The organism is Streptomyces sp. NPDC091287 (genome assembly GCF_044768525.1).
Lineage (GTDB): Bacteria > Actinomycetota > Actinomycetes > Streptomycetales > Streptomycetaceae > Streptomyces.
On sequence record NZ_JBIVUV010000001.1, the window covers coordinates 142,313 to 168,273 of the forward strand.

General features: G+C 71.7%; 26 protein-coding genes. 14 read left to right on the forward strand and 12 right to left on the reverse strand.

What is annotated here, in order from left to right; translation table 11 throughout:
* Positions 1–107: 107 nt before the first annotated feature.
* Positions 108–539, reverse strand: coding sequence for a hypothetical protein (locus tag ACIQRW_RS00530; protein WP_403752274.1), 432 nt, complete (start codon positions 537–539; stop codon positions 108–110).
* Between the two features lie 667 nt (positions 540–1,206).
* Here ACIQRW_RS00530 and ACIQRW_RS00535 point away from each other — a divergent pair.
* The 3 genes from ACIQRW_RS00535 to ACIQRW_RS00545 all read left to right on the forward strand — a co-directional run bounded on the left by ACIQRW_RS00535 (position 1,207) and on the right by ACIQRW_RS00545 (position 2,899).
* Entirely contained in the window at positions 1,207–1,836 is a 630-nt protein-coding gene (locus ACIQRW_RS00535) for a class I SAM-dependent methyltransferase (protein WP_403753433.1), read from the forward strand.
* A 185-nt stretch (positions 1,837–2,021) separates the two neighbouring features.
* On the forward strand, positions 2,022–2,507 hold the full coding sequence (locus ACIQRW_RS00540; protein ID WP_403752277.1) for a hypothetical protein: 486 nt from the start codon (positions 2,022–2,024) through the stop codon (positions 2,505–2,507).
* A gap of 149 nt (positions 2,508–2,656) precedes the next feature.
* A complete protein-coding gene (locus tag ACIQRW_RS00545; protein WP_403752279.1) occupies positions 2,657–2,899 on the forward strand; it encodes a recombinase in 243 nt (80 codons plus the stop codon).
* A 211-nt stretch (positions 2,900–3,110) separates the two neighbouring features.
* Here ACIQRW_RS00545 and ACIQRW_RS00550 read toward each other — a convergent pair whose 3' ends face one another.
* Entirely contained in the window at positions 3,111–3,992 is an 882-nt protein-coding gene (locus tag ACIQRW_RS00550; RefSeq protein WP_403752282.1) for an SDR family oxidoreductase, read from the reverse strand.
* 44 nt (positions 3,993–4,036) lie between these two features.
* Between ACIQRW_RS00550 and ACIQRW_RS00555 the strand changes: the two genes are divergently transcribed.
* Positions 4,037–4,981 (forward strand): AraC family transcriptional regulator, encoded by a 945-nt coding sequence (locus ACIQRW_RS00555; RefSeq protein ID WP_403752286.1) that lies wholly within the window; start codon positions 4,037–4,039, stop codon positions 4,979–4,981.
* A gap of 830 nt (positions 4,982–5,811) precedes the next feature.
* Here ACIQRW_RS00555 and ACIQRW_RS00560 read toward each other — a convergent pair.
* From ACIQRW_RS00560 to ACIQRW_RS00575, 4 genes are all read right to left on the reverse strand, one after another.
* The gene (locus ACIQRW_RS00560; RefSeq protein ID WP_403752289.1) at positions 5,812–6,591 is read right to left on the reverse strand and encodes a class I SAM-dependent methyltransferase; all 780 of its coding nucleotides are present in this window, start codon (positions 6,589–6,591) and stop codon (positions 5,812–5,814) included.
* A 59-nt stretch (positions 6,592–6,650) separates the two neighbouring features.
* Positions 6,651–7,049 carry a hypothetical protein gene (locus ACIQRW_RS00565; RefSeq protein WP_403752292.1) on the reverse strand — a complete coding sequence of 133 codons (399 nt, stop codon included), beginning with the start codon at positions 7,047–7,049 and terminating at the stop codon, positions 6,651–6,653.
* Positions 7,050–7,220: 171 nt separating this feature from the next.
* Entirely contained in the window at positions 7,221–8,087 is an 867-nt protein-coding gene (locus ACIQRW_RS00570) for a hypothetical protein (protein ID WP_403752295.1), read from the reverse strand.
* Entirely contained in the window at positions 8,087–9,367 is a 1,281-nt protein-coding gene (locus tag ACIQRW_RS00575; RefSeq protein WP_403752298.1) for a VWA domain-containing protein, read from the reverse strand. Before ACIQRW_RS00575 ends, ACIQRW_RS00570 begins: the two co-directional genes overlap by 1 nt.
* A gap of 111 nt (positions 9,368–9,478) precedes the next feature.
* Here ACIQRW_RS00575 and ACIQRW_RS00580 point away from each other — a divergent pair, with 111 nt between their 5' ends.
* A complete protein-coding gene (locus tag ACIQRW_RS00580) occupies positions 9,479–10,090 on the forward strand; it encodes a hypothetical protein (protein WP_403752301.1) in 612 nt (203 codons plus the stop codon).
* On the opposite strand, the gene ACIQRW_RS00585 is transcribed toward ACIQRW_RS00580, so the two are convergent.
* Positions 10,087–10,749, reverse strand: a complete 663-nt coding sequence (locus tag ACIQRW_RS00585) for a TetR/AcrR family transcriptional regulator (RefSeq protein WP_403752304.1) — start codon at positions 10,747–10,749, stop codon at positions 10,087–10,089. The two genes, ACIQRW_RS00580 and ACIQRW_RS00585, sit on opposite strands and share 4 nt — an antisense overlap.
* Before the next feature lie 153 nt (positions 10,750–10,902).
* Between ACIQRW_RS00585 and abc-f the strand changes: the two genes are divergently transcribed.
* Both abc-f and ACIQRW_RS00595 read left to right on the forward strand, forming a co-directional pair.
* The gene (gene abc-f, locus ACIQRW_RS00590) at positions 10,903–12,522 is read left to right on the forward strand and encodes a ribosomal protection-like ABC-F family protein (protein ID WP_403752307.1); all 1,620 of its coding nucleotides are present in this window, start codon (positions 10,903–10,905) and stop codon (positions 12,520–12,522) included.
* A 72-nt stretch (positions 12,523–12,594) separates the two neighbouring features.
* A complete protein-coding gene (locus tag ACIQRW_RS00595; protein ID WP_403753436.1) occupies positions 12,595–13,770 on the forward strand; it encodes a macrolide family glycosyltransferase in 1,176 nt (391 codons plus the stop codon).
* On the opposite strand, the gene xylB is transcribed toward ACIQRW_RS00595, so the two are convergent.
* Positions 13,757–15,241 carry a xylulokinase gene (gene xylB, locus ACIQRW_RS00600; protein WP_403752310.1) on the reverse strand — a complete coding sequence of 495 codons (1,485 nt, stop codon included), beginning with the start codon at positions 15,239–15,241 and terminating at the stop codon, positions 13,757–13,759. The two genes, ACIQRW_RS00595 and xylB, sit on opposite strands and share 14 nt — an antisense overlap.
* 220 nt (positions 15,242–15,461) lie before the next feature.
* Here xylB and xylA point away from each other — a divergent pair, with 220 nt between their 5' ends.
* A complete protein-coding gene (xylA, locus tag ACIQRW_RS00605; protein ID WP_403752313.1) occupies positions 15,462–16,628 on the forward strand; it encodes a xylose isomerase in 1,167 nt (388 codons plus the stop codon).
* Between the two features lie 65 nt (positions 16,629–16,693).
* Here the strand turns inward: xylA and ACIQRW_RS00610 are convergent, their stop codons facing one another.
* From ACIQRW_RS00610 to ACIQRW_RS00625, 4 genes are all read right to left on the reverse strand, one after another.
* Positions 16,694–17,941: an ROK family protein gene (locus ACIQRW_RS00610; RefSeq protein ID WP_403752316.1), complete on the reverse strand. Its 1,248-nt coding sequence runs from the start codon at positions 17,939–17,941 to the stop codon at positions 16,694–16,696.
* Positions 17,942–18,080: 139 nt separating this feature from the next.
* Positions 18,081–18,740, reverse strand: a complete 660-nt coding sequence (locus ACIQRW_RS00615) for a DUF305 domain-containing protein (protein ID WP_403752319.1) — start codon at positions 18,738–18,740, stop codon at positions 18,081–18,083.
* Positions 18,737–19,387: a DUF3105 domain-containing protein gene (locus ACIQRW_RS00620; RefSeq protein WP_403752322.1), complete on the reverse strand. Its 651-nt coding sequence runs from the start codon at positions 19,385–19,387 to the stop codon at positions 18,737–18,739. Before ACIQRW_RS00620 ends, ACIQRW_RS00615 begins: the two co-directional genes overlap by 4 nt.
* Before the next feature lie 125 nt (positions 19,388–19,512).
* Complete coding sequence (locus ACIQRW_RS00625; RefSeq protein ID WP_403752325.1) at positions 19,513–19,944, reverse strand: hypothetical protein; 432 nt, start codon at positions 19,942–19,944, stop codon at positions 19,513–19,515.
* Between the two features lie 146 nt (positions 19,945–20,090).
* On the opposite strand from ACIQRW_RS00625, the gene ACIQRW_RS00630 reads away from it, so the two are divergent.
* The 6 genes from ACIQRW_RS00630 (at position 20,091) to ACIQRW_RS00655 (ending at position 25,779) form a co-directional block, all read left to right on the forward strand.
* A complete protein-coding gene (locus ACIQRW_RS00630; protein ID WP_403752328.1) occupies positions 20,091–21,806 on the forward strand; it encodes an FUSC family protein in 1,716 nt (571 codons plus the stop codon).
* Entirely contained in the window at positions 21,803–22,309 is a 507-nt protein-coding gene (locus tag ACIQRW_RS00635) for a MarR family winged helix-turn-helix transcriptional regulator (protein WP_403752331.1), read from the forward strand. The genes ACIQRW_RS00630 and ACIQRW_RS00635 overlap by 4 nt, the downstream gene beginning before the upstream one ends.
* Before the next feature lie 462 nt (positions 22,310–22,771).
* Complete coding sequence (locus tag ACIQRW_RS00640) at positions 22,772–24,412, forward strand: sensor histidine kinase (RefSeq protein WP_403752334.1); 1,641 nt, start codon at positions 22,772–22,774, stop codon at positions 24,410–24,412.
* A complete protein-coding gene (locus ACIQRW_RS00645; RefSeq protein WP_006128841.1) occupies positions 24,409–24,816 on the forward strand; it encodes a roadblock/LC7 domain-containing protein in 408 nt (135 codons plus the stop codon). Before ACIQRW_RS00640 ends, ACIQRW_RS00645 begins: the two co-directional genes overlap by 4 nt.
* Entirely contained in the window at positions 24,813–25,184 is a 372-nt protein-coding gene (locus tag ACIQRW_RS00650; protein ID WP_097871513.1) for a DUF742 domain-containing protein, read from the forward strand. The genes ACIQRW_RS00645 and ACIQRW_RS00650 overlap by 4 nt, the downstream gene beginning before the upstream one ends.
* On the forward strand, positions 25,165–25,779 hold the full coding sequence (locus ACIQRW_RS00655) for a GTP-binding protein (protein ID WP_403752338.1): 615 nt from the start codon (positions 25,165–25,167) through the stop codon (positions 25,777–25,779). Before ACIQRW_RS00650 ends, ACIQRW_RS00655 begins: the two co-directional genes overlap by 20 nt.
* Positions 25,780–25,961: the final 182 nt, after the last annotated feature.

Consider the following 25,961-nt stretch of genomic DNA (forward strand, 5'->3'; position numbering starts at 1 on the left):
CCCGAGCCCGCGGGCTGTGGCGGGAGTCGGCGGCCGAACCGGCCGCCGCCTTGGGAACTCCCGGGAACTGGACCGTCAGCTGAGCGTACGGCTGTCCTGAACGAGCCCTACCCGCCGGCGGGAACCGCCGCGTTCCGCGCCGAGCCCCCGCCGCCCCGGGGTACCACGACGATCTGGACGTCGTCCTCGTACACGATCCTGCCGGGATCCGCCGACTCCAGCCGCTCGCACGGCACCCCGTGCGCGGCCAGCAGCGCGAGATAGCCCGGGACGCGGTCCAGCAGATGCGTCGCCGACGCCTTGAACCAGGCGACCGCCCCCGGATTCACCGCGGGGTCGTAGACCGTCGGGTCGACGAGCGACGGGTCGGTGTAGGCCGCGTCGTACCAGTCGTTGCCCGCCCGCCAGAACCGGTGCTGTTCCTCACTCAGACGCCCTTCCCGGGCCAGGCCGTTGGCCAGCGCGAAGATCCCGGGGAAGTGGCCGCGAGGGCTCCGCCCGGTGCTCTGGAACCGTACGTACGTCGTCGTCCCGCTCATCCCGTTCCCCTCCGCCGCGACCGGTGAGGGATCCAGCGTAGGTCCGGGCCGGACGACGCATGTCATGGGCTCCGCTTACGGTTTGCGCATGGCGGATCAGAGACCACCGTTGTCATCGGTAGGTGATTTCGCGACCTGGGAGCCGGTGCTGCGGCTCATGCTGGCCGACCGAACGCGGCTGTCTGCTGTCCGGCCGGCCCGCGTGGCGGGACGCATCAGCCAGCACGGTTGGAGCCTGGCCTGTCGAGGCTCCGTGTCGGCGACCGCGAGAACCGTCGTGAAGATCATCCAGAGGGCTTTCGCGTACGGCGGTGTCCAGGAGGTCGCGTTCCGGGCAGAGGTCCGACCGGACGGGACGACCACCCTCGGTCTTGTCCGGCCGAGCGAGGCCGTGGAACCGGCTGTCGGCTACCCGGACCTGGGCGTGCTGCTCCTGTCCGACGGCCTTCCCGAACCCTGGCGCCGCCGTCCGCGTCCCGCTCAGGGCCAACGACGAGAGGCAGAGGAAGATGCTCTACACCAGGCGAAAGACGGCAACGGCGGCGACGAGTTCTTCTCTGAACCAACGAGAGCGTCCCGTGATCAGGCGACGGGTCTGGCAGCCCTGAGGGAACCGGTGTGGGACCGGAGAATGGCTGCGAACGGCGCGGGTGTTAGTTTCCTTCCCGTGTTAGGACACCAGGACGAGACGAGGGCGGCCTACGACGGGGTCGTCGATCTGTACGCGTCGATGTTCGCCAATGGGCTGGAGACGCACCCGTTCGCGCGGAACATGATCGGCACTTTCGCCGAGCTCGTGCGTGGCACGGGGAACCTGCGGGTAGCCGATGTCGGGTGCGGCCCCGGTCATGTGACTGCGATGCTGCATGACTTGGGGCTGGACGCCTTCGGCCTCGACCTCTCCCCAGCCATGGTCGCCCATGCCCGGCGGGCCCATCCGGCGCTGCGGTTCGACGAAGCGCGGATGGAGGCCCTGCCGGTCGAGGACGGTGCGCTAGGCGGAGTGCTGTCCCACTACTCGATGATCCATACCCCACCTGGAGAATTGCCCGCGCTGCTCGCCGAGCAAGTGCGTGCCTTGGCACCAGGGGGCATGCTCTTGGTGTCCTTCTTCGGGACCGAGGGACCGGAGCCGGTTCGCTTCGACCACAAGGTGACGCCCGCCTATAGCTGGCCGGCGGAGCAGTTTGCCGAGTTGCTCGCCGGGGCCGGTCTCGTCACATTTGCTCGGTTGCTCCACGACCCAGCTTCCGAGCGGGGTTTCCTCGACACTCATTTGCTGGCCCGCCGCCCGTAGAGCGAGGGTCGTGGCCTGCGCCGGGGTGGTGTAGATCAGTCGCGTGGATGAGGCTCGGCTAACTTGAAGGTCCTCTGGCCGTACTGACTCGTGTCGCGATTTGGCTGAAGCTGGGCATGCCCAGATCGAGCACTTGGCGTTGACGGGCTTGCTCTGCATCGAGCTGGATGAGCTAAAACGAGGGGATGACCGTCTTTCTCTGTTCCAAGTGCGGCACCGCGATCACGCCGGAGCTGGCCGAGCTGGCCGCCGTCCCCAACATCTCCGACGACGAACACGACCGGGACAAGGAGACACGCCGGGCCCCCTCCACCGTTCCGCGGGGCCGTTACGCGATCGATCCCGAGCCCTGGGGGCCGCCCTACGTCGTGCAGGACGGTCAGGAGGACCCGAAGTCGGCTCAGACCCGAGGGCCGCTGGTCTGCCGTGAGGAGGGCTTCGTTGTCTCGGCGGGCGTCCCAGGCACGGTGCTGATGCACTCGGAGGACGCCCCCGACCTTCAACCGCTGCCCAACTGGGAGAACAGCACCGGCTGCTGCGGGCCGACCGGCAACGAAGGACTCAACCGAGCCTGCCCCTGCGGCGCCGCCGTCGCGACGCTCGCGGCGGACTGCTTCGGGCCCTACGAACTGCACCTCGACCCCGTCCGAACCTACGCGTTCTCCCATTAGGCCCGCGTAACGGCCCATCCCGGAGCGCGACACGCCCGGGACGGCCTGTCACCCGGCTGTTTCACGACTACTTTCCGTCGCGAACGCACTTCGCGGACGAGCTCAGCGTCGAGCTGGACTGGTTCGGATAAGCATTTTTGCGATGTCCCATGCTCAACATCAACCCCAAGATGCTGCCTCGCCTCGACGAGATCGAGACCGACCTCCTGGCCCGCCGGGCCCGTGCCGAGCAAGAGGGATGGCTCGGTGAGATCGAGGGCATCGATCTCACCCTCACCTTCCTGCGTCAGAAACACGAAGAGAGCCGGCGGCTGGCTCGCATAGCGCCGGTCGACCTCGGCATACCCGGCATCCCGCCGCCGCTGCCTGACTCGCGCGACGGCTCCCTGTGACCCATCGAATCGGATACGCGGCCTACGGCCGGGGTGACCTACTGGTTCGACGGCCGCCTACTCGGCCGCCGCTCCGCGAGCGGCGGCTCATGTACTGCGCAATAGCCCCAGCGCGAGATGCTCTGGCGTCGACGGCCGCAGCCGCCCAGGGAAGTGACGACCCTTGGGCGACTGCAGATTCTGCCCGGCCGCGCCGGTTTCGGTAAGACGTTCAGCCTAGCCAACCGCCTCCGTCAGTAGTGGACTTGGCGAATTCGGCGAAGGTCCGCGGCGGGCGACCAAGGGCCCGCTGCACGCCGTCGGAGACGTACTCGTCCGTACCCTCCCTGAGTGGCTCAATGACGTCCGCGAAGACTTCGGCGTCCGCGGGCGGCAATCCCTGTTGAACGAGTTCCGCGACGTAGCCCTCGACGGAGAGCGGCACGTAGCGGATTTCGCGGCCGGTGGCCTCGGAGATCGTGGCGACCACCTCGGTCAGCGTCACCGCCCGGGGTCCGGACAACTCATAGATCTGGCCCGCGTGCCGGTCCTCGGTCAGCGCGGCGACCACCACCGCGGCGATGTCCTCGGCATCGACGAAGCTGGCAGCCCCATCGCCGGCGGGCAGCCGCAGCTCACCGGCGAGGATGGCATCGGCGAAGAAGCCCTCACTGAAGTTCTGCGCGAACCAGCCCGGCCTGCTGATCGTCCACTCCAGACCACTCTCCCGCACGGCGGCCTCGCTGTCGACGATGCCCTCAAAGACACCGCTGCTGTCCTTCGCGTAATCCGGATTGTCGATCCCACGCCCCGAGGCCAGCACGATTCGCTGCACCCCATGCTGCACCGCCCGCTCGATGAACGGGCGAACGAGCTTCGTGCCGTCCAACTGCACGATGTACATGGACCGCACGCCCTCCAGAGCCGCATCCCAGGTGCTGCTGTCGGTCCAGTCGAAGATGTGCTCGCCGTTCCGGGCAGCCGCGCGAACCGGCAGCCCCTTGGCCCGCAGTCGGCTGACAACGCGGCGGCCAGACTTACCCGTTGCCCCGGTGACAAGGATTGGATGTTCAGACATGACCCCAGTCAACCGGCGGGTGCCGAGACGATCCATGGCTAGCAAGCTCCACATGATGTCTAGGCGTCTACGCTGAGGGCATGGACGCCGTGTCGGAGCTGTTGGCAGAGGTACGGGCACGCAGCGCCGTCTTCCGTCAGACGATCATGCGACCGCCCTGGGCCCTGCGGATGGCCAGTGGCGCCCCGCTGACGCTGGCCACGATGCTGCGCGGCCGGGCCTGGATCGTTCCCGACCAGCACGAACCGGTGCCCATCGGCGTCGGCGACATCGCCGTCATCCGCGGCGACGCGCCCTACACAGTGGCCGACGACCCCGCGACCACACCCTCGCTGATGGTGACCAGCGCCGACTACTGCACGGGAGCCGAGGGCGTCGAGCACGCCTCCCGGCCCGCCCGGACCTGCGGAGCGCCAGCCGAGGGGGCTGCCGTGCTGGTCAGCGGGGCTTTCGAGCGCCGGGGAGAGCTCAGCGAACGACTGCTGCAGGCCCTGCCCGCCGTGCTGATGGTACCGGCCGAGGGCAGCCCCTACCCATCGGTGGAGATGGTGGCCGAGGAGGTCACCAGAGAGCGACCGGGACAACAGCTGGTGCTGGACCGGCTACTGGACCTGATGCTGGTCTCCGCGCTGCGCAGCTGGTTCGACAACCCAGACACCGATGCCCCGGCCTGGTGCCGCGCACTGGACGACCCGGTCGTTGGTACCGCGCTGCGGCTGCTGCACGACACACCCGCCCGCCCTTGGACGGTGGCGGACCTGGCGGCCAAGGTGGGGGTATCGCGGGCAGCGCTCGCCCGGCGGTTCACGGCGCTGGTCGGCGAACCACCGATGGCCTACCTCGCGGACTGGCGGATCACCTTGGCCGCGGACCTGCTGCGGGAGACCGACGACACGGTGGGCACGATCGCAAGGAAGGTGGGCTACGCCAACGCCTTCGCGCTGAGCGTGGCGTTCAAGCGGCTGCGCGGCACGCGGCCCAGTGATCACCGGAGCCCGGAACCAACGCAGTGGCGGGCCGGATGAGTCCCGCCGCTCTGTCCCACGAGTGTGAAGGCGAGACGGACGGGTCCCTGAATACCAGAACCAATCACCCCGGCGTGTCCTCTTGCTTGGTGCAGAGAAGCTTCCTGTCGGGCTGGGGTGTCGCTTGGGACCGTGCAGACCGGTCGGACGCTCGGGACTTCGCCCGCTGGATGAAAATCGCGAACAAGCCCGCATCGCTGCACTGGCGCCGCCGACGGGACATCAGGACGGAGACAGCACCAAAGCCAGTACCGGAGCCGCTGCCTCCCGGAGCCCCCAATCCGATCACGGGAAAGTCGTCACCAGGGCTGAGATACACGCCGACAACGCGAGCGCACTGCGAGACCGTCCTGCGGGCCTTTTACGACTTCCACCTCTCCGAAGGGACCGGGCCGATCCTGAACCCGTTTCCACTGGATCGCTCCCGGCGTCATGGCAGGCCACATGCTCACCACAACCCTGACGAGCGGTTTCGCCACGAACGGCAGGGCCGCTACCGGCCGACCATCCCCAAGAGAGCACCTCGGCGGATCCCCGACGCGATGTTCGCCGCGCTGAAGCATGACCGTGATCGAGCTCTGCTGGCCTTCTGGGTTTCCAACGGCGCCCGTGCCGAGGAACTGCTCACCAGCCGGCAATGCGACGCGCTGCCCGGCCAACAAATCCTGGGGGTGGTCCGCAAGGGTAGCCGGGCCTATCAACAACTCCCCTGCTCAGCGGACGCTTTCGTCAGGCTACGGCTCTATCAGGAGAGCGCCTGGCGGGCTGGGGTACCCCGGACCAGCACAGCTACAAGACCTTCGAGTTAGTTCAGGGGCAGGTCCCTGGCCTCACTGGGCGCGCCGTCCAACACGGAGGACGCTCAGGTAACGGCGTGATGCCCGGTCCCCCATCCGCGTGCGGATCCGCTCGGCGACAGCGTCGAGCAAAGGCTCACGGACGTCGCGATCGAGTCTCCTGTACAGCGACAACGAGCGAAGGTGATCGGCAAAGCCGTCCCCCGTGAACCACTGAACGGTTGGATACCAGCGCACAATCGTAGGGCCAAACAATCCTCCGGGATCGTCGACCAGGCCCCAACCCCCGTCAGTGCCGCGCACGTCTTCTTCGAGTGGCGGATGACCCCAATCAGGGTTCCTTGGGCAGAACCGCTCGTGGAGATCGGCGGTCTCGGCATACACCTCCGGCTCTCCCGGCCGACGGACAACCACGTGACCGAGCAGCGCCATCCAGCCTCCGGGATGGAGCACGTCGTGCGCTCGCTGCCAGCCAATCGACGGGTCAACCCAGTGCCACGACGACGCAGCCACGAGGACATCGAAGCGTCGACCGCGGTCGTCCCACTCCTCAAACCTCGACGTCTCGACTTCGACGTTCTGGAAAGAGGCGAGACGCTGGCGAGCAAATGCGGCCATGTCGCCACCTGGCTCGACGGCGATCACTGAGCATCCGAGCGTTGCCAGCGAGCGCGTCGCCTGGCCGGTACCGCAGCCCACCTCCAGCACCGACGACCGTTCGTCCATGCCGGCGACGGCGCCAAGGTCCGCGAACAACTCGTCGGGATATCCCGGCCGGACCCGGTCGTAGAGCTCCGGCACCTCGTTGAACACTCGGCCGAGGTCATGTCGATTTGGGCGCATTTCCGGATCACCAGTCACAAACGCACAAGCTATGGGATCCATCCACGGAAACGCCACTGGTTTACCGGCAGCCGCCGTGCTGCTGGTAGTTCAGAGAAGAGTTCGCTGTCGACCTCACTCCTGGCCCGTCCGGACCCTTCGGGCAGATCATCCTGGTCGATCACGAACAGAGCCTCGGCGCCGAGCTGGTGGCCGACTCCCTCACCGATTTCGACCTGGGCCGGATGCGGGAAGAACGCCGTGACCGACCCGCGGATGAACCGCCGACTCTGGCCAGGGTCGGCGACGGGCACCTCGACAGCATCCAGGCCGCCGCCCATCCCGCTCTGGAGGTTCTGTGCGTCGGCGACTGTGCCGGCACGCCGTTCAGCCTTGCGCAGGTCGCCGGATCGCCCGGCCTGCGCACTCTCACCGCCCAGCCCGGCCACGTGGCGAGCCCCTCGGGCCCGGGCGTCCACGGCACGTCGGCCGCGGTGCCCTCGTGCAGCGCCCTCATGTCACAACGGCCGTGCCCCGGACCTCGAAGGCCCCGCCCTTGCCGGGGCGGGGCCTTCGAGGCCAGGGCGGGCCGCCGCTCGGGGGAGCGGCCGGTGGGACCGTCAGACGCCCTGCGGTACCCGGGCCGGCCGGCCCCGGCCCCGCGTCAGCGAGTAGCCGAACACGGCCGCCAGCGCGGCGAGAACGCCGCCGCCCACGGTCCACAGCCAGCGGTCGGTCCACCAGCCCGAGGCCCAGCCGTCCTCCGGCTCACCGGCGGACGGCACCCGCGGCGCGCCCGCGTCACCGGCGGCACCCGCGTCACTCGCGTCGCCCGCCGAGGCGACCGAGACGCCCGGCACCAGCGGCTCGGAGAGCGCGCCGTCCACGTCGTGGGCCCCGCCCTGCTCCTTGACGGTCGCCTTCACCTCGGCGCCGACCGGCAGTCCGAGCTCGTCGGCGGGCAGGTCCACCACTGTGAGCCGGACGTAGTAGCTGCCGGGCAGCGGGTCGTTCGCCCACGGCTCGGACCAGGCCCGCACGGGCCGCAGGACGCAGGACAGCTCGACGGTGGCCGCGTCGGCCGCCGCCTTCCTGGTCTGGTGCCCGTACATGCAGGCCTGGCGGCGGCGCAGTCCGTCGTACACGTCGATCTGCCAGGTGGACGTGGAGCGCCGGGCCGCGTTCTCGGGCAGCTTCACCGTGGCCGTGACGGTGGGCCGCTGACCGGCGTCGGCCGGGAACACCCAGTACAGGTAGTCGCCCGCGGAGGCCAGGGCGATGCCGGTCTGGTCCGGCTTCAGCGCGGTGGCCGTGCGGAAGGTGGTGCCGGCCTCGGTGGGGCCCGCCTCGTCCTCGGCGGGGCTCGCGCTCGCCGACGGGTCGTCCGCCACCGCCGCGCCGGCCGAGGTGAGCAGGGTCAGTCCGGCGAGCAGAGCTCCGGAGAGCGCGCGTCGTATGCCGTGGGTACGGCGAGGGGTGATGCGCATCAGTTGGTCCTCCATACGGCGACGCGCCAGCGCGAGATCCAGCCGGTCAGCAGGCCCGCGACCAGTCCGGTCAGGACGAGCACGCCGAGCAGCCACCAGCCGCGGCCGAGACCGAAGGCCGCCGCGTCGGAGGCGTTGTCCGGGCCGTCCACCAGGTCCACGGTCAGCTCGACCGGCAGACCGGGGGACCGCTTCACCGAGGCCGGCGCGGAGAAGGAGTGGGCGAGCTGGAGGCAGACGGTCTCGGCGGCGGGCTTGCCGTCTCCGTCGTCGCCGTCCTCCACCCCGGGCTTCGGATAGCGCAGCCCGGACGAGATCACGTCGGTGCGGCCGGTCCCGGCCTCGGAACCCCGGACGATCTCCCGGCCGTGCACGGTCACCGCGCGCAGCAGCACCCCGTAGTCGTCATTGACGGCACGGTCGGCGGCCACGCTCGCCGAGGCGCGCAGCTCCTGACCGGGCAGCACGTCGACGCGGTACCAGCGGTGTTCGCCGATCTGCTCGCGGTCCGTGTAGAGACCCGGCTCCAGCTTGGGGGCGGCGGAACAGCTCCCGGCGCCCTCGGTCGCCACCGGCGTGACGACGGGCTCGGCGGCGCGGTCCACCAACTGCTGGACCCGGCCGGACAGTTCGTCCTTGTGCTGGACGGCGGTGTACGTGCCGCCGGTGGCCTCCGCGATACAGGTCAGCTGCTGGCGGATCTTGGCGTTCGGCACCAGACCCAGCGTGTCCACGACCAGGTGGGTGCCGCGCGCGGCGATCTCCCGGGCCACCTCGCACGGGTCGAGCGGCCCGCAGGTGTCCTCGCCGTCCGTGATGAGCACGATCCGCCGCGAACCCTCCCCGCCCTCCAGGTCGTCGGCCGCGCCGAGCAGGGCCGGGCCGATCGGGGTGAAGCCGGTCGGGGCGAGGGTGGCGACGGCGGCCTTAGCCTCGGTACGGTCCAGCGGGCCGACCGGGTAGAGCTGCCGGGTGTCCTTGCAGCCGACCTTGCGGTCCTCACCCGGATAGTCCGCGCCGAGCGTCCGGATGCCGAGCTGCACCTGCTCGGGCACCGCGTCCAGAACATCGTTGAACGCCTGCTTCGCGGCGGCCATCCGGGACTGGCCGTCGATGTCACGGGTGCGCATGGAGCCGCTGACGTCGAGCACGAGCTCGACCTTGGGGGAGGGGGCGGCGGGGGCTTCGTCGGCGGCGGCGGGGAGCGCGGTGCCGAGCCCGGCGGTCAGGGTGGCGAGCGCTATGCCCACCCCGGTCACCAGCCGTTTTCTTGTGATCATCGCCGGATCTTATGGAAGATCAGTTCGCATTCCCAACTGGGGCTCTTGGGGTCCGCTGCCGGTGCTCGGCGACGCCGTTCGCGGCATGCGGATCTTGCCTATGCTGCGGCCATGGGGATGGATCTCACGTTGTTCATGGCGGACTGGGGGTGGCTGGGCGCCGTCCCCGTCGAGAACCGGATCGGGCTGTTGGAGGAGGCGGCCTGGCCGGAGGAGCTTGACGACTCGGACGACCTCACGCGCGGGCGCGGCGACGGCTGGCGCCGCCCTCCGGGCCCGGGGTCGGCGTGGTGCGCCGTGTACGGCTTCACCACCACCGGCGCTCATGCGCCGCATGCCCGTGCGGGCGCCGCATGGGCGGACCTGCGGTTGCTCGTCGACGCTTCCGTGCGTGAGCCGATGGACACCCTTCTCGACGGTCTGCTCCGGGAAGCGGATCGGGCCTCTTCCGGTGGCAGGGCGTTCTTTCCGACCGCCTCCGCCGACCGCTGGCACCGGCACGTCCTGCTGTCCTGCCCGCCGGAGGCGGTCTCGGCCAAGGCCCGGGCCCGGGAGCGGATGGAGCCGCTTCTGGAGGAGTTGCGAGCGCCGTTCGCCGCCGAGTGCGAGGGCTGGGCGGGCCGCCCGGACACCTTCGAGGGCTTCATCGCGCTGCTCCGTGAATGGGGCGAAGTGACGACGACGGCCGCCCGCCGCGGCTGGGGCCTGATGGGGCTGTCCTAGGGAGTGTTCGACCCGTCGCCCGGCGCGGGGTGGGCGAACGCGCCGGCCGCCGCGGCCAAGGTCGCCGTGGTCGCCGCTTGGGCGGGCAGCTGCGGATCGGGAGCGGTCCGCAGGAGGACCAGCTGGTGGTACAGCGGCGCGGTGGACGCGATCAGCAGGCGCCGCGCGTCGGTGTGCGACGGGAGTTCGCCGCGGTCGACGGCGCGCGCGACGAGGACCTCGCAGCGCGCGTACCGGTCCTCCCACAGCCGCCGCTGGGCGTCGGCGGCCCGCGGGGAGCGGAACGAGGCGGCCATCAGCGCCTGGGGGATCGACGGCCGGACGACCAGGGACTCCTGGATCTCGTCGTTGAGGGCCGTCAGATCGCCGCGCAGGGATCCTGTGTCCGCGGGCTGCCAGTCGTCCTCGCCCGCCGCGTCGAGGACGTCGGCGAGCAGGCCGCCGACGTCCTGCCAGCGCCGGTAGACCGTGGCCCGGTGGACGCCGGCGCGGGCCGCGACGCCCTCCATCGTCAGCCCCTCGTGCCCGTGGTCGCCGAGTTCGGCGCGGACCGCGTCGAGCACCTGGGCACGGATGCGGGCGGTGCGGCCGCCCGGTCGGCGGTCCGGCGGCGGGTCGGCGCGGTCGTGCTCCGGCAGGTCGTCCGCCGGGGTCGTCATCGGGAATCCGGTTGCCCGGTGGCATGAGTCATGGCACCATCTTAAAGCAACAGTTGTCGCACTAGTGGAGTTGTCGATGCTCTTCCGAAGCTTTCCCCCGGCCTTGCGGTCCGCCACCACCGCTTCGTCCACGACAGCTTCGGAGTCGCCCGTATGCCTACACAGATCACCGCGCTCGCCGTCAGCAAGGCCTTCGACGGCAGGCCCGTTCTCGACTCGGTGAGCTGCTCGCTCGCGCAGGGCGAGCGCACCGGAATCGTCGGTGAGAACGGCTCCGGCAAGACCACCCTGCTGCGGCTGCTAGCCGGGCGGGCCCGCCCCGACCAGGGGCGGGTCGTCCTGCGGGCCGACGGTGGCGTCGGCTACCTCGCGCAGGACGAGGCCCTGCCAGCCGATATGACGGCCCAGCAGGTCATCGACCGCGCGCTGGGCGATCTCCGTGCGATCGAGGCGCGGATGCGCCGCCTGGAGGCGGCGATGACCGACGGCGACACGTCGGCGCTCGACGCGTACGGCGACGCCGTCTCCGCCTTCGAGCTGCGCGGCGGCTACGACGCCGACGCCCGGCTGGAGCGCGCCCTGCACGGCCTCGGCCTGAGGCAGGTGGACCGCGCCTCGACCCTGGGCACCCTCTCCGGCGGCGAACGGGCCCGGCTCCGCCTGGCCGCGGTGCTGGCGGCCGCCCCGGAGGTGCTGCTCCTCGACGAGCCGACCAACCATCTGGACGAGGCCGCCCTGACCTGGCTGGAGGAACACCTGCGCGGCCGCCGGGGCACCACCGTCACCGTCTCCCACGACCGGCGCTTCCTCGAACACGTCGCGACGAGCCTCCTGGAGGTGGACGGGGACCGGCACAGCGTCGTCCGGTACGGCAACGGCTATGCCGGCTACCTCGCGGAGAAGGCGGCTGCACGGCAGCGCTGGGGCCGGCACCACGACCGCTGGCGCGAGGAGGTCGACCGGACACGCGCAGCGGCAGCTGTCACCGCCCGCCGGGTCGCCCCGGGCCGGCCGATGAAGGACGGCGACAAGCTCTCCTACAACCAGGCAGGGGCCCGGGTGCAGCAGTCCCTGGCCAGCCGTGTCCGCAACGCCGAGGAACGGCTGAACCGTCTGCTGGCCGACCCGGTCCCGGCCCCGCCGGACCCGTTGAGCTTCTCGCCCGTGCTCCGCGCCGGACAGCTCTCCGGCACCGTGCTCGACGCCGCCGGGGTCTCCCTCGCGGGCAGACTCGACCCGGTCGACCTGACGGTCCGGGCGGGCGAGCACCTGCTGATCACGGGCGACAACGGCGCGGGCAAGACCACCCTGCTGCGCGTCCTCGCCGGAGACCTGACCCCCGACCGGGGCCACGTCGTCAGACGCGGCCGGATCGGCTTCCTCCCTCAGGACCCGGCACCCGGTTCGGCGCACGAGACGTTGCTGGCCGCCTACGCCCGAGGGCTCACCGGAGAGGCGGACGAGCACGCCGAACGGCTGCTGGCCCTCGGGCTGTTCGACCGTGCCCGTCTGTCGGTGCCCGTCGCGCGGCTCTCCACCGGCCAGCGGCAGCGGCTCGCCCTGGCACGGCTGGTCAGCCGGCCCGCCGACGTCCTGCTGCTCGACGAGCCCACCAACCACCTCTCTCCCGCCCTCGCCGAGGAGTTGGAGACCGCCCTGGCCGGTTTCGCCGGCACGGTCGTCCTCGTCAGCCACGACCGGCTGCTCCGGAGCCGCTGGCGGGGCGCCCGGCTGGCGCTGCGGGCCGCCCGAGTGCCCGCGCTCGAAGGCTGAGGCTTCCGCCGCCCCCGTACCCCTACCCGAAGCGAGTGATCACCCTTGCCCCCGCGCCGCTCCCACATCGCGATGATCGGCATCCCGATCGTCAGCCACGTTCTGCCCGGCCTCGGCATCGTCCGTGAGCTGGTGGCCCGAGGCCACCGGGTCACCTACGCCAACGACCCGTTCGTGGCGGACCGGATCGAGGCCACCGGAGCCGAACTCGTGCCCTGCACCTCGGTGTTGCCGGTCGCCGACAACAACTGGCCGACCGACCCCGTCGCCGCGATGGACCTCTTCCTCGACGAGGCGATGCAGGCACTGCCCCAACTGCACGCCGCCTACGACCACGACCCGGCGGACCTGTACCTGTACGACATCGGCGCCTACGCCGCCCGCGCCCTCGCCGAATCACAGGGACGGCCCCTCATGCAGCTGTCCCCGTCGTTCGTGGCCTGGGAGGGGTACGAGGAGGAGGTCGCGGCGCACCTGCGGGGGCTGCCCGGCGCCCCCGCGCACCGGGAGAGGTTCGGGCGCTGGCTCGCCGACTGCGGGGCCGCCACCCTCGACGTGGACGCCTTCTCCGGCCCTCCCTCGCGGGCCCTCGCGCTGATCCCCGAGACCATGCAGCCCAGCGCCGACCGGGTCGACGCCGGGACGGTGACCTTCGTCGGCCCCTGCTTCGACGCCCACGCCGACACCGGCCGGTGGACCCGGCCCGAGGACGCGGAGAACGTCCTGCTGATCTCCCTCGGCTCGGCGTACACGAACCGGCCGGAGTTCTACCGCCAGTGCCTCGCGGCGTACGGGAACCTGCCCGGCTGGCACGTCGTGCTCCAGATCGGCAGGCACACCGATCCGCGCGAGCTCGGCGACATCCCGCCAGGCGTCGAAGTGCACTCGTGGGTCCCGCAGCGGGCGATCCTGGAACAGGCGGACGCCTTCGTCACCCACGCCGGCATGGGCGGCTGCGGCGACGGACTCCTCGCGGGCGTCCCGATGATCGCCGTACCCCAGGGCGCCGAACAGTTCATGAACGCGGACCGGCTGGTGGAGCTGGGCGTCGCCCGCCGCATCGACACCCCGGATGCCACGGCCGAGACCCTGCGGGCGGCCCTGAACGCCCTGGTGAACGACCCGGAAACCGCCCGCCGGTCCGCGCGGTTGCGCGCCGCCGCCCGGAGCGAGGGCGGCACCCAGCGCGCCGTCGGCCTCATCGAGGACATGCTGGCCCTGGCTCCAGGAGGCGTCAGGGACCGGTGAGCAGCGGCCCGGAGGCCCGCTCCAGGACCGAGGTGACCCGCTCCCAGGTCTCCATGTCCCGTTCCACCGGCGGCAGCCGGCGGTCCGTCCCCGACTTCTGCCAGGCGGTCGCCAGCGCCACCGGATCGCCGCCGCCCGCCGCCGAGGCGGCGAGCGCCGCCGCACCGAGGGCGACCAGCTCCCCGCTGCCCGGGATGACGAGCGGCCGACCGGAGAGCCGGCGCACCGTCTCCACCCACATCCGCCCCTGCGCCCCGCCGCCGATCAGGCGCAGCGGGCGGGCGGCGACCTCGGGCGCGTGCGGGTCGAGGCCGCAGGCCGACAGCAGCTCGTCCGTGGCCCGCAGCACGGTGACGGCCGCGCCCTCGTAGGCGGCGCCCAGCAGTTGCTGCCGGGTCGTGTCATGGCGCAGGCCGGTCAGGAGCCCGGAGGCGGTCGGCAGGTCGGGGGTCCGTTCGCCGTCGAGATAGGGGAGCAGGACGGCCTCGCCGCCGGGCGTCGCGTCCTCACGGTCCAGGCCGAGCAGGGCGGCCACCTTGTCCACGGCGAGCGTGCAGTTGAGGGTGCAGGCCAGCGGGAGGTAGGTGCCGTCGGCGGCGGCGAACCCGTTCAGCGCGGTCGACGCGGGCCGGGTGCGGGAGGCGGCGAACACCGTGCCGGAGGTGCCCAGGCTGAGGGCCGGGTGGTCCAGCAGTCCGTCGCCGCCAAGACCGAGGCCCACGGCGGCGCTCATGTTGTCGCCGGTGCCGGCCGCCACCGCGATGCCCGCGGGCAGCCCGAGCGCTTGCACGGCCGACTCGGTGAGCGAGCCGATCCGGGCCGCCCCGGTGGGCGCGACCTCCGGGAGCAGCGCCGCGTCCAGGCCGAGCAGCTCCAGCAGATCGGGGTCGTAGGCGCCGGTGGCGGTGGAGTACCAGCCGCTGCCCGAGGCGTCCCCGGGGTCGGTGGCGGCGACGCCCGCGAGGCGTTCGGTCAGGAAGTCGTGGGGGAGCCGGACCGCCGCCGCGTCCGCGGCGCTCGCGGGGTCCATCTCGCGCAGCCACTGCCACTTGGACGCGGTGATGGAGGCGACCGGCACGGACCCGGTCCGTTCCGTCCAGGCCCCGGGCCCGCCGAGCGCGTCCGTGAGAGCGGCGGCCTGCGGCGCGGAGCGGGTGTCGTTCCACAGCAGCGCGGGGCGCAGCGGCCGGCCCGCCCGGTCCAGCACGACGAGCCCGTGCTGCTGCCCGGCGACCGCGATGCCGGTGACGGCGCGGGCGGGGAGGCCGGACTCCTTCAGCCCGGCGGCCACCGCCTCGCACAGGGCCCGCCACCAGATCTCCGGATCGCTCTCCCGGGCCCCGGCCTCGCCGGTGACCACATGGGGGGCGCGCCCCACGGCGAGCTGCTCGCCGGTCGCCGCGTCGATGAAGGCGGCCTTGGTGGACTGGGTCGAGCTGTCCACGCCGATGACGACGGCGGGTGACGGCATGGGGAGCCTCTTTCGCACGGAACGGCCTGATCATTTGGCTGGGGCACGAACAAATTACGGGATGACCGCCGTCCTGCACAGGGGGCGGGGTCGCCTTCGCCCCGCAGGGGGGTTCCCTGGTCGAGGTGGAGTGTGCTTGATTAGTCATGACACTGAACAAATAGGGGTGCCGGGCTGGCGGCCGGGCGTCCCGACGGCAGGCGAAGGCGGTCGGACGACGATGACGGAACGCTTCACCCCCACCCCCGAGGACAAGTTCAGCTTCGGCCTGTGGACCGTGGGCTGGCAGGGCCGGGACCCCTTCGGCGACGCGACCCGGGCGGCCATCGACCCCGTGGAGTCGGTGCGGCGGCTCGCGGAGCTGGGCGCCTGGGGGGTGACCTTCCACGACGACGATCTGATCCCCTTCGGCGCGCCGGAGACCGAGCGCGAAAGGATCGTCAAGCGCTTCCGCAAGGCGGTCGACGACAGCGGGCTCGTCGTACCCATGGTGACGACGAACCTCTTCACCCATCCCGTCTTCAAGGACGGCGGATTCACCGCCAACGACCGTGGCGTACGCCGCTACGCGCTCCGCAAGACCCTGCGCAACATCGACCTCGCCGTCGAACTGGGCGCGAGCACCTTCGTGGCGTGGGGCGGCCGTGAGGGGGCCGAGTCCGGCGGGGCGAAGGACGTCCGCCTCGCCCTCCACCGGATGAAGGAGGCCTTCGACCTGCTGGGCGAGTACGTCGTCGAGCAGGGTTACGACCTCCGCTTCGCCATCGAGCCCAAGCCGAACGAGCCGCGCGGCGACATCCTGCTGCCGACCATCGGCCACGCCCTGGCCTTCATCGAGCGCCTGGAGCGCCCCGAGCTGGTCGGCGTCAACCCGGAGACCGGGCACGAGCAGATGGCCGGGCTCAACTTCCCGCACGGCATCGCCCAGGCCATGTGGGCGGACAAGCTCTTCCACATCGACCTCAACGGTCAGTCCGGCATCAAGTACGACCAGGACCTGCGCTTCGGCGCGGGCGATCTGCGCCAGGCGTTCTGGCTCGTCGACCTGCTGGAGAGCGGCTACGAAGGCCCCCGCCACTTCGACTTCAAGCCCCCGCGCACCGAGGACTACGACGGTGTCTGGGCCTCCGCCGCGGGCTGCATGCGCAACTACCTCATCCTCAAGGAGCGGGCCGCCGCCTTCCGCGCCGACCCCGAGGTGCGGGCGGCCCTGCGCGCGTCCCGCCTGGACGAACTGGCGCGCCCCACCGCCGGCGAGGGACTGGCGGACCTGCTCGCCGACCGCGGCGCGTACGAGGACTTCGACGTGGACGCCGCCGCGGAACGCGGCATGGCCTTCGAGGCACTGGACCAGCTCGCCATGGACCACCTGCTCGCCGTGCGCTGACCCGCACCGGGCCGGCCCGCACCGGGTCCGGCCCACCGGCTGAGCCGGGGCCGTCCGGGCCCGGCTCAGCCGCCGGACGGCTCCGCGTACGCCACCGGATCGTCCAGCACGTCCTGCACCACGAGCGCCGCCGCTCCCCGCGCCGCGTCCCCCGCCACCGACGACGCCCGGAGCCGGCCGCTGCCCGGGGCCCAGAGCCCCGACACCACCCGGCCCGTCAGCTCCTCGTCGGCCGGCGGCGCCAGCCACGGCATCAGCCCCCGGTAGATCCCGCCGAGCACCACCGCGTCCGGGTCGATCAGGTTCACCGCGCCCGACAGCACCCGGCCCAGCATCCGGCCCGCCTCACCGACCGCGGCCACCGCGCGCGGGTCCCCGGCACCCGCGCGCCGCTCCAGCTCCAGCACCCCGGAGGCGCCGCCGAGGCCCTCGATCCCGGCCGCCCGCAGCAGCGCCGCCTGACCGGCGTACTGCTCCAGGCACCCCCGCGAACCGCACCGGCACTCCGGCCCCGCCGGATCCACCACGACATGCCCGATCTCCCCGGCGAAACCGTGCGCACCGCGCAGCAGTTCGCCGCCCAGGACGAGGGCGCCCCCGACCCCGATCTCCCCGGTCAGATAGAGGAAGCTCCGGACATCCCCCAGGCCGCCGAACCACAGCTCGGCCAGTGCCGCGAGATTGGCCTCGTTCTCCGAGGCGACCGGCAGCACCGGGTGGCCGGGGCGCAGGGCGGCCAGCGCCTCGGCGAACAGCTCCTGCGCCGGGACCTCGTTCCAGCCGAGGTTGGGGGCCTGCCGTACCGACCCGCCGGAGACGAGACCCGGCAGCGCCAGCGCAGCGCCCACCGGACGCAACTCCTGCTCGTACGCCGACTCCAGGGTCCGCGCGGCGATCCGGGCCGCCCGAGCCAGGGCCTCCTCGGCGGGCGCGCCCCGGTTGTCGAGGTGCTCGGTCTGCCGGACCCGGCCGGTGCCCGCCAGGTCGACCACGCACACCGAGACGTAATCGATGTTGATCTCCACGCCGAGCCCGGCCGGCCCGGTCCTGGCCACCTTGAGCGCGGTGCCGGGGCGGCCGGCCTGCCCGCTGAACGTCTTGCCCGACTCGGTGAGGAACCCGCTGTCCATCAGCTGCTCGACGAGCGAGGACACCGCGGCCCGGGTCAGCCCGACCCGGGCGGCCACTCCGGCCCGGGTCGCCTCGCCGCGCTCGCCCTCGTCCCGTACGGCACGGAGTACCAGGCTCAGATTGTGCCGTCGCACGGTGTCCTTGTCGGCCTTGGGCCCCAGCGGAGTGAGGATGCTCTTCATATCGTCGCCGAGCCTATGTGATGCGGGGCTCCCGGCGGGGCGCGGGAACGGGCGGTATCGCGGAAGCGGAGGGGAAGGCGTCACGGAAAGGGGCGGTTCCGGCCGTCCGGCCCGAACCGCCCCTCCGGTCGGGCTCGGTTCAGGGCCTCGCGCCCCGGTCCTTCAGCATGTCCGCCATCAGGCCGATCTCCGACTGCTGGCCGCTGACCATGCCCGCCGCCAGATCCCGGATGGCGTCCGTCCTCGCCGCCCCGGCGGCCGCCTGCGCCATGTCCGCACCGGCACGGTGGTGCACGGTCATCAGCCGCAGGAACAGCACCTCGGCCTTCTCGCCCTTCGCGGCCGTGAGGGCCGCCAGCTCCGCGTCGGTGGCCATGCCCGGCATCAGCGAACCGTCGTAGGTCGGCGTGAGGGTGTGCCCCATCCACTCCATCGGCGGACCGGCCGCGCTCTTCGGCAGCCCCCACAGCTCCAGCCAGCCCAGCATCATGCCGCGCTGGTTGGCCTGGGTGTTGATGATGTCGTACGCGAGACGCCGCACGTCCTCGTCATCGGTGCGGTCCCGCACGATGAACGACATCTCGACCGCCTGCTGGTGGTGGATCGCCATGTCCCGGGCGAAGCCCGCGTCCACGGAGTCCTCCGCCGGAGCCGACCGCGCCGCCGAGGACGCCCCGGACGGGGAGGCCGCGGAGGGGCGTACGACCATCAGCGCCACCAGCCCCAGCGCCAGGAGCAGCACGGCGGCCCCCGCGAGGACCATCCGACGGGTGGAGCCGGAAGGCGTCAGGGCGGTCACTTGTCCAGCCCGCCGGTGCAGGCGGCCCCCGGCTCAGGGGTCTGCGGGCCCTGCACGTACTTGGTGAAGAACTGCGCGACCCGGTCGTCGGTGGCGCTCTTGATCGTCACCTGCTTGCCCCACGCGCTGAGCATCAGCGGGTCCTTCTGGTCCTTGACCGGGCTCATCAGGGAGTACGGAGTCGACTTGACCTTCTTGGTGAGCGCCTCGATGTCGGCGTCCGAGGCCTTGTCGCTGTACGTGACCCAGACCGCGCCGTGCTCCAGCGAGTGCACGGCGTTCTCCTTCGGTATCTCGTCGGTGTAGACGTCGGCGTTGCAGTTCATCCAGACCTGGTTGTGGTCGCCGCCGACGGGAGGGTTCATCGGGTAGTCGACCTTGGCCGTCACGTGCTCCCGCCCCAGCTCGTCCCAGCTGCGCTCGCCGGTGACGGGCGAGGTCTTGGCCTGCTCCTCCTTCTTGTCCTTCTCGTTCGCCTGCGACATCAGATAGCCGCCCCCGGCGACCAGGGCGGCGACCACGGCCACCGAGGCGCTGATGGTGATGGCGCGGACCCGCCGCTCGCGGGCGCGCTCCTTGCGGCGCGCCTCCTCGAGCTTGGCGCGACGCGCTGAGGCCGGGTTGTTCTGGTTCTTGGCGGAAGCCATGGGGAGTCCTCGTCGTTCAACCGATGCATACAGGCGATGCATGAAGGGGGAAGGGGTGCGGGGCAGGCGAAAAACCGCTCCCGGTGAACCGGCGCCAGGGCGCGGCGGGAGAGCGGACCCGGCCTCTAGATCCGCTGGACCTGAAGGCGTAGTTGATCGACGGAACGCACACCGTCGTGCGCGGGACCCCGGATGGCCGCCGCGCCGGTGAGCGGGGTGGCGGGGACGAAGGTCACGGGCGAGGGAACGGTGACGGGGGCGGACGACGCCGGAAGCACGACGCCCGCCGTGTGCGTCGAGCCCCCGTGGCACGACGTCCCGAGTCCGCGGTCCGCGGGGGAGGCCAGGACGACCGGTTCGAAGGCGGCGTCGGGCGTCGGGGTGAAAGCGCGGACGGCACTCGCCCCGGCGGGGCCCGCCGCCACCGGGGTGCCGGCGGACGAGGTGGTGACCGAGCAGCAGAAGAGCATGGCCAGGAGGAAGAACACCCAGCCCAGAGCGAGGGGCGTGCGGGAGCGGTACCGCTGCCGGTCCGCCCGCGTGCTCACCCTGGTCATCGCCCGTCATCGTAGTGGGTGCATGAAGATTCAAAGAATATGGGTCGCGCTGTCCGCGGGACAGTGTGCCCGAGTCGCCGCCGCTCGAACAGAGCCCAAATGATTTACAGGTGATTTACAGGTGTAATACCTGCTAACGTGTATAAGTGACCGATACACCTATCCGTCCGGGACGGCCCTCCGCCCGGGCCCTCCCGCTGACCTCGGCCCTCCGGCTCTCGCGGCCGTCGGACACCTGGTTCAAGCCCGCCCTCAGCGTGGTCGTCGCCTCCGCGGCACCCCAGCTGACGCTCCTGGCCATCGGCCGGCTGGACCTCGTGATGTACACGATGGCCGGTTCGCTCTGCGCGCTCTACGGTCACGGCCTGCCGTACGCCCGGCGGGCCGGGGCCGTCGCGGGCGTGGTGCTCGGCATGACGGCCTCGCTCGCCGTCTCCCTGGTCACCGCGTCGCTCACCGGATCGACCGCCGTGCTCATCGCGGTCGGGGCGCTGCTCGCCGCCGCCCAGAAGGTGCTGTGCGACGCCACCCGGATCGGACCGCCCGGCCATGTGATCTTCACCTTCGTCAGCTCCGCCGCCCTCTTCGCCCCGCAGCGCCCCGAGCAGATCCCCGGCCACCTCGCCCTGACCCTCGGGGCGGGCGCGTTCGCCTGGCTGGTCGCCGTCGCGCCCGCCCTGTTCCGCCGCGAGGGCCCCGAACGCCGGGCCGTCGCCCGCGCCCTGGAGGCTGCGGCAGCGTGCGCCGCCGACCCCGGCCCCCGTACCCGCAACGCGGCGGCCGCCGCCGTGCACGCCGCCTGGCAGTGCCTGCTCGCCTCCGGCCGCCCCACCCCCGTACGCCGGTCGCTGGAACGTCTGGTGGTGCACGCCGAAGCGGCCTTCGTGGCCCCGCGCCCCGAGGGCGGAACCGTGGATCCGGACCGGCTGCGCGCCTGGGCCGCCCTGACCCGGGCCCGAGGTCCCGTGCCCGCGCCGCCGCCGGCCCCCGGCACCGCCGACGAGCTCTACGGGATCGACGCGGAGCGCGCCGCCCGGCGGGGCCCCGAGGGGCGCCACGCGGCCCGTCGCGCCCTGCTCCGCCGCCTCGGCCCCGGATCGCCGCTGCTGCCGGTCGCCGTCCGCACCCTGGCGGGCTGCGCGCTCGCCGGGTACCTCTGCGCCGCGCTCGGCGTCGGACGCCCCTACTGGGCGATCGTCACCGCCGCCTCCCTCTACCAGGCCAACATCACCCTGTCGTGGAACCGGGCCATCCAGCGCACCCTCGGCAACCTCCTGGGCGTGCTCGTCTTCGCCGCGGTCCTGTCCGTGTCCCGGATCAGCCCGCTCGCCCTCGTCTGCTGCTGCCTCTTCTTCAGCTTCGCCGCGGAGGCCCTCATCACCCGCAACTACTGGCTCGGCTCCGTCGCGGTGACCCCGATGGCCCTGCTGGTCCTGGAGTTCGGCGGCGCCCATCCGGCCGGGGAGCTCATCGGCGACCGGGTCCTGGACACCGTCCTCGGAGCGGTCGTCGGCTTCCTGGCCGCGACGCTGGTCACCAACCGGCGGGCGGCGGGGCGCGTCGAGCGGGCGCTCGACGCCCTTGACCGGGCCCGCGCCGACGCCGAACGGACCGGAGCCGACCCCGGGGCGGCGCCCGCGGCCCGGGACCGGGCGCGCCGGGCGCTCACCGCGAGCCTCGTCGAACTGCGCGAGGCCGGCGACACCGCCGCGGGCGAATGGTGGCAGCGCGCCCTGCCGGAGCAGCGCCTTCTCGCGGCCGAGCAGGCCGGACACCGTACGCTCGCCGCGACAGCACAACGGCGGGGGCCCGGGGGCGACACACCTCCTACGGTCCACGCCCCTTCGATCGGAGCGGAGTGACCGACGACATCGTTGCCTCGGTGGTCCGGCAGTGGCAGGCCGTCAACCCCGGGCTCGACACCGGACCGATGGAGATCATCGGCCGGATCAACCGCTGCGCCGCCCTGCTCCAGCAGGCGGAGGACGCCCCCTTGCGTTCCGCCGGACTGACCCGCGCCGAATTCGACCTCCTCGGCGCCGTACGCAGGACGGACCGGGAGCTGACCCCCGGCGAGCTGGCCCGCGAGACCTTCTCCTCCGGGGCTGCCGTCACCAAGCGGCTGCGCGCCCTCCAGGACCGCGCCCTGGTCGAGCGCCGGGGCGACGCCCGCGACCGGAGGGTCGCCCATGTCCGGCTCACCGACGAGGGCCGGGCCCTGGTCGACCGGATCCTGCCCGAACAGCTCGCCTACGAACGCGCGGTGCTCGCCGGTCTGGACGGGGATGCGCGCGGCGAACTCGGCTCCAGGCTGGGCGAGTTGCTCGTCCAGCTGGAGGGGCGGCTCGGCGGAGCCCGGCGTTGATCCGGCGGCCCGGCCCAGGGTCTTCGTAGCCGCGTCAGCGCGGCGATTTCGCGCGTCACTCGCTCGTCGGTCAGGAATCTGCACCTTTCGATCCGGTTCGATCACCTGTGCCGTTGTCCTGTTCTGCCCGACGAAATGCTCCTACGCGAGGGCGATTTGCCCTGGAAAATTCCAATAACTGGTGTTGGGTGTTTCGGATTCCGAGCTCGGAGAGCCCTCCAGGGGGATGATTTCGGCCACGATCACTCAGCGCGCACGCACCACAGCGCAGCGTGCAAAAACTGGTGAGTGTATTCCTCTCGGAGAGCTTCCGCAGGGGGTTGGGTGAATATGCCGAAGCACTGTTCTGATCTGGCTAAGCTCACGCGCAGTGAAGTCGAGTTGAGATGAATTCGAGCACTTGTTCCTGAGTCTCCGCTCACGTGCGCATACATCCCGGAATCAACCGCCAGAGGGTTTTAGATGGTCCGTGTTGAATCACCGCCGACCGACAGAGAAATTCCCGTCGTCCGCGTAGTCCTGCTGCCCGTGGCCCTGCTCCTCGGCGCCACCGCCGCCGGCTCGGCCCTGGTCGCACCGGCCGCGCGGATACCAGTCGCCGTGTGCGGCGCGATCGCCACGCTCGTGGTCGCCGTACTCACCGTGGCGCTGCACCGCCGCCGACGCGCCATGCGCGTCCAGCGCGCGGAGTACGAACAGCGCATCGCCTACCTGGAACACCGCATCCTCTCGCACGACGCCGAGACGGTACGGCTCACCAAGGAAGTCATGCCCGCCGCCATCCGGCGGCTGCGCGTGGGCAATTCGCCCGAAGAAGTGATGCGCGACGTCGTCGACGCGGACGCGGCCAACCGGCATCTGCCCAAGGCGCTGCGCGAGCAGATCTACCAGGTCCTCGAAGTCATCGACAACGAGGAGGCGCGGCGTGACTCCGCTCAGCGCGCCTTCGTCAGCGTCGCCCGCCGCGTCCAGGCGATCGTGCACCGCCAGGCCAGTGAGCTGCGGGAGATGGAGGACCACTACGGGCGCAACCCCGAGGTCTTCGACGACCTGCTGCGCATCGACCACGGCACCGCGCTGATCGGCCGCCTCGCCGACTCCATCGCCGTGCTCGGCGGCGCCCGCCCAAGCCGCCAGTGGCCCAAGCCCGTACCGCTGTTCAGCGTGTTGCGCGGCGCGATGTCCCGCATCCTGGAGTACCAGCGGGTCGATCTGCACTCGATCGCCAAGGTCGCCATCGTCGGCACCTCGGTCGAACCGCTCATCCACGCCTGCGCCGAACTCCTCGACAACGCGACCCGCTACTCACCGCCCCAGACCCGGGTGCACGTCACCGCGGTCGAGGTGCAGACCGGCATCGCCATCGAGATCGAGGACGGCGGCGTCAGCCTCAGCGAGGAGGCCCGAGCCCGCGCCGAGAACATGCTCGCCCAGGCCCAGGCCGGCATCAACATGAACGACCTCGGGGAGTCCCCGCGCCTCGGCATGGCCGTCGTCGGCCGGCTCTCCCGGATGTACCAGCTCCAGGTGTCGCTGCGTCAGTCGGCCTACGGCGGCGTCCGCGCCGTCCTCATCGTGCCGCGCGACATGATCACCACCGGTCCCGCCCCGGGCATCGCCCACGGCATCGGCGCCACCTCGCGGCCCACCAGCTCCCTGGACATGTCGCAGCTCCAGCACGTGGTGCCGCCGCCCGGCAAGCGCAAGCCCAAGCCCGCCGCCACCGGCCCCGTGCCGTCCGTGGCCGCACCGGTCTCCACCGGAGCCCCCGCGGTCACGTCGCACCCGGCCCCTCCCGCGGCAGCCATGGAGGACGACCTTCCCGTGGTCACCGAGTGGACCGAGAACGGGCTGCCGCAGCGCCGCAGCCGGGGGCGCGCCCCGCTCGGCTCGCACAACCTCCCGCAGCAGCCCCCACCGCCCCCCGCACCCGCCAACGGTTTCCACCCCGGCGCGGACGAGGGCGCGGACGACGGACGCGGCGAGGAGAAGCCCCCCGGCCTCTGGCTGGAGGCCTTCACCAAGGCCGTCAACGGCGTACCGCAGGAACGAAAGCACGGCGAAGACTCCGATGACGCGTGGGACAAGGGAGACCTGAAGTGATCCAGCAGCGGGGAAACATGGACTGGATGCTCAAGGAACTGGCCGACGACGTCCCGAGCATCCACCAGATCGTGGTGCTCTCGTCGGACGGCCTGCGCATCGCGATGCACGGTGGCGATCCCGACGTCGCCGACCGGCTCGCGGCGGCCTGCGCCGGGCTGCAGAGCCTGGCCGCCGCCGTGGCCACCGAGATCCCGTACAGCGACGGCCTCATGAAGCTCGTGGTCATCGAGGTGACGGGCGGGTTCTTCTACCTGATGGCGGCCGGGACCGGCGCCTATCTCGCGGTCCTGGCCGGCGAGACCGTCGACGCCGGACTCGTCGGGGCCCGGATGCGGGACATGGTCGTGCGGATCGGAGCCCACCTGACCAGCCCGCCCCGCCACGGCGGGCAGTCCGGATGAGTGGTCCTCGACGAGAACGCCGCAAGGCCGATCCGGACCTGCACGATCCGGAACGGCTGTACGTGATCACCGGCGATCTCGACGACAGTGAACGGTCCGCGCTCGACCTGGTCACGATGGTCGTCGCGCGGGCGGAGCCCTCGCCGACCTTCCAGCCCGAGCAGGCGGCCATCCTGCGGCTCTGCCAGGCGCCGTTGTCCGTCGCCGAGATCTCGGCCTACCTCAGCCTGCCGTTCAGCGTGGTCACCTCGCTCCTGAGCGATCTCCTCGCGACCGAACTCATCCAGTCGCGTGCGCCGATCGTCCGCGCCACGCTCCCCGACAGGTCCCTTCTCGAAGCGGTGATGCATGGACTTCAGAAGCTCTGACACGATCACCGGACCCCGCAGCGAGGACGTCCTTCCCACCACGGCCACCGCCGCGGTGAAGGTCGTGATCGTCGGCGGGTTCGGCGTCGGCAAGACCACCATGGTCGGCTCGGTGAGCGAGATCCGGCCGCTGACGACCGAAGAGACCATGACCCAGGCCGGCGTCGGCGTGGACGACAACGCCGGGGTGGAGACGAAGACCGCCACCACGGTCGCCATGGACTTCGGACGGGTCAGCCTCAGCGAGGAACTGATCCTCTATCTGTTCGGAACCCCCGGCCAGGAACGCTTCTGGTTCCTCTGGAACGGCCTCTTCGAGGGCGCCTTGGGCGCGGTCGTCCTCATCGACACGAGACGGCTCGAAGTCAGCTTCGACGTCATCGGCCGGCTGGAGGAGCGCGGAGTGCCCTTCGTGGTGGCCGTGAACACCTTCCCCGACGCGCCGCACCACCCGGTCGAGGCCCTGCGCAGAGCCCTCGACCTGCCGGACGAGGTCCCGATGGTCGACTGCGACGCCCGGCTGCGGGCCTCCAGCCGCGATGTGCTGATGACCCTGATGCGCTATCTGCACAGCCTGGCCGTCCCCCTCGCCTGACGCCGAACCTCCTACGGGACCAACCCGGTCCACCCGGATCCACGAACGGATCCACGAACGGATCCACGAACGGATCCACGACCGGATCCGACCGGATCCGACCGGATCCGACCGGATCCGACCGGATCCACGACCGGGGGCGCGCGCCATCCCGCGGCGCCTGCCCCCGGCCGGGTCCGGCC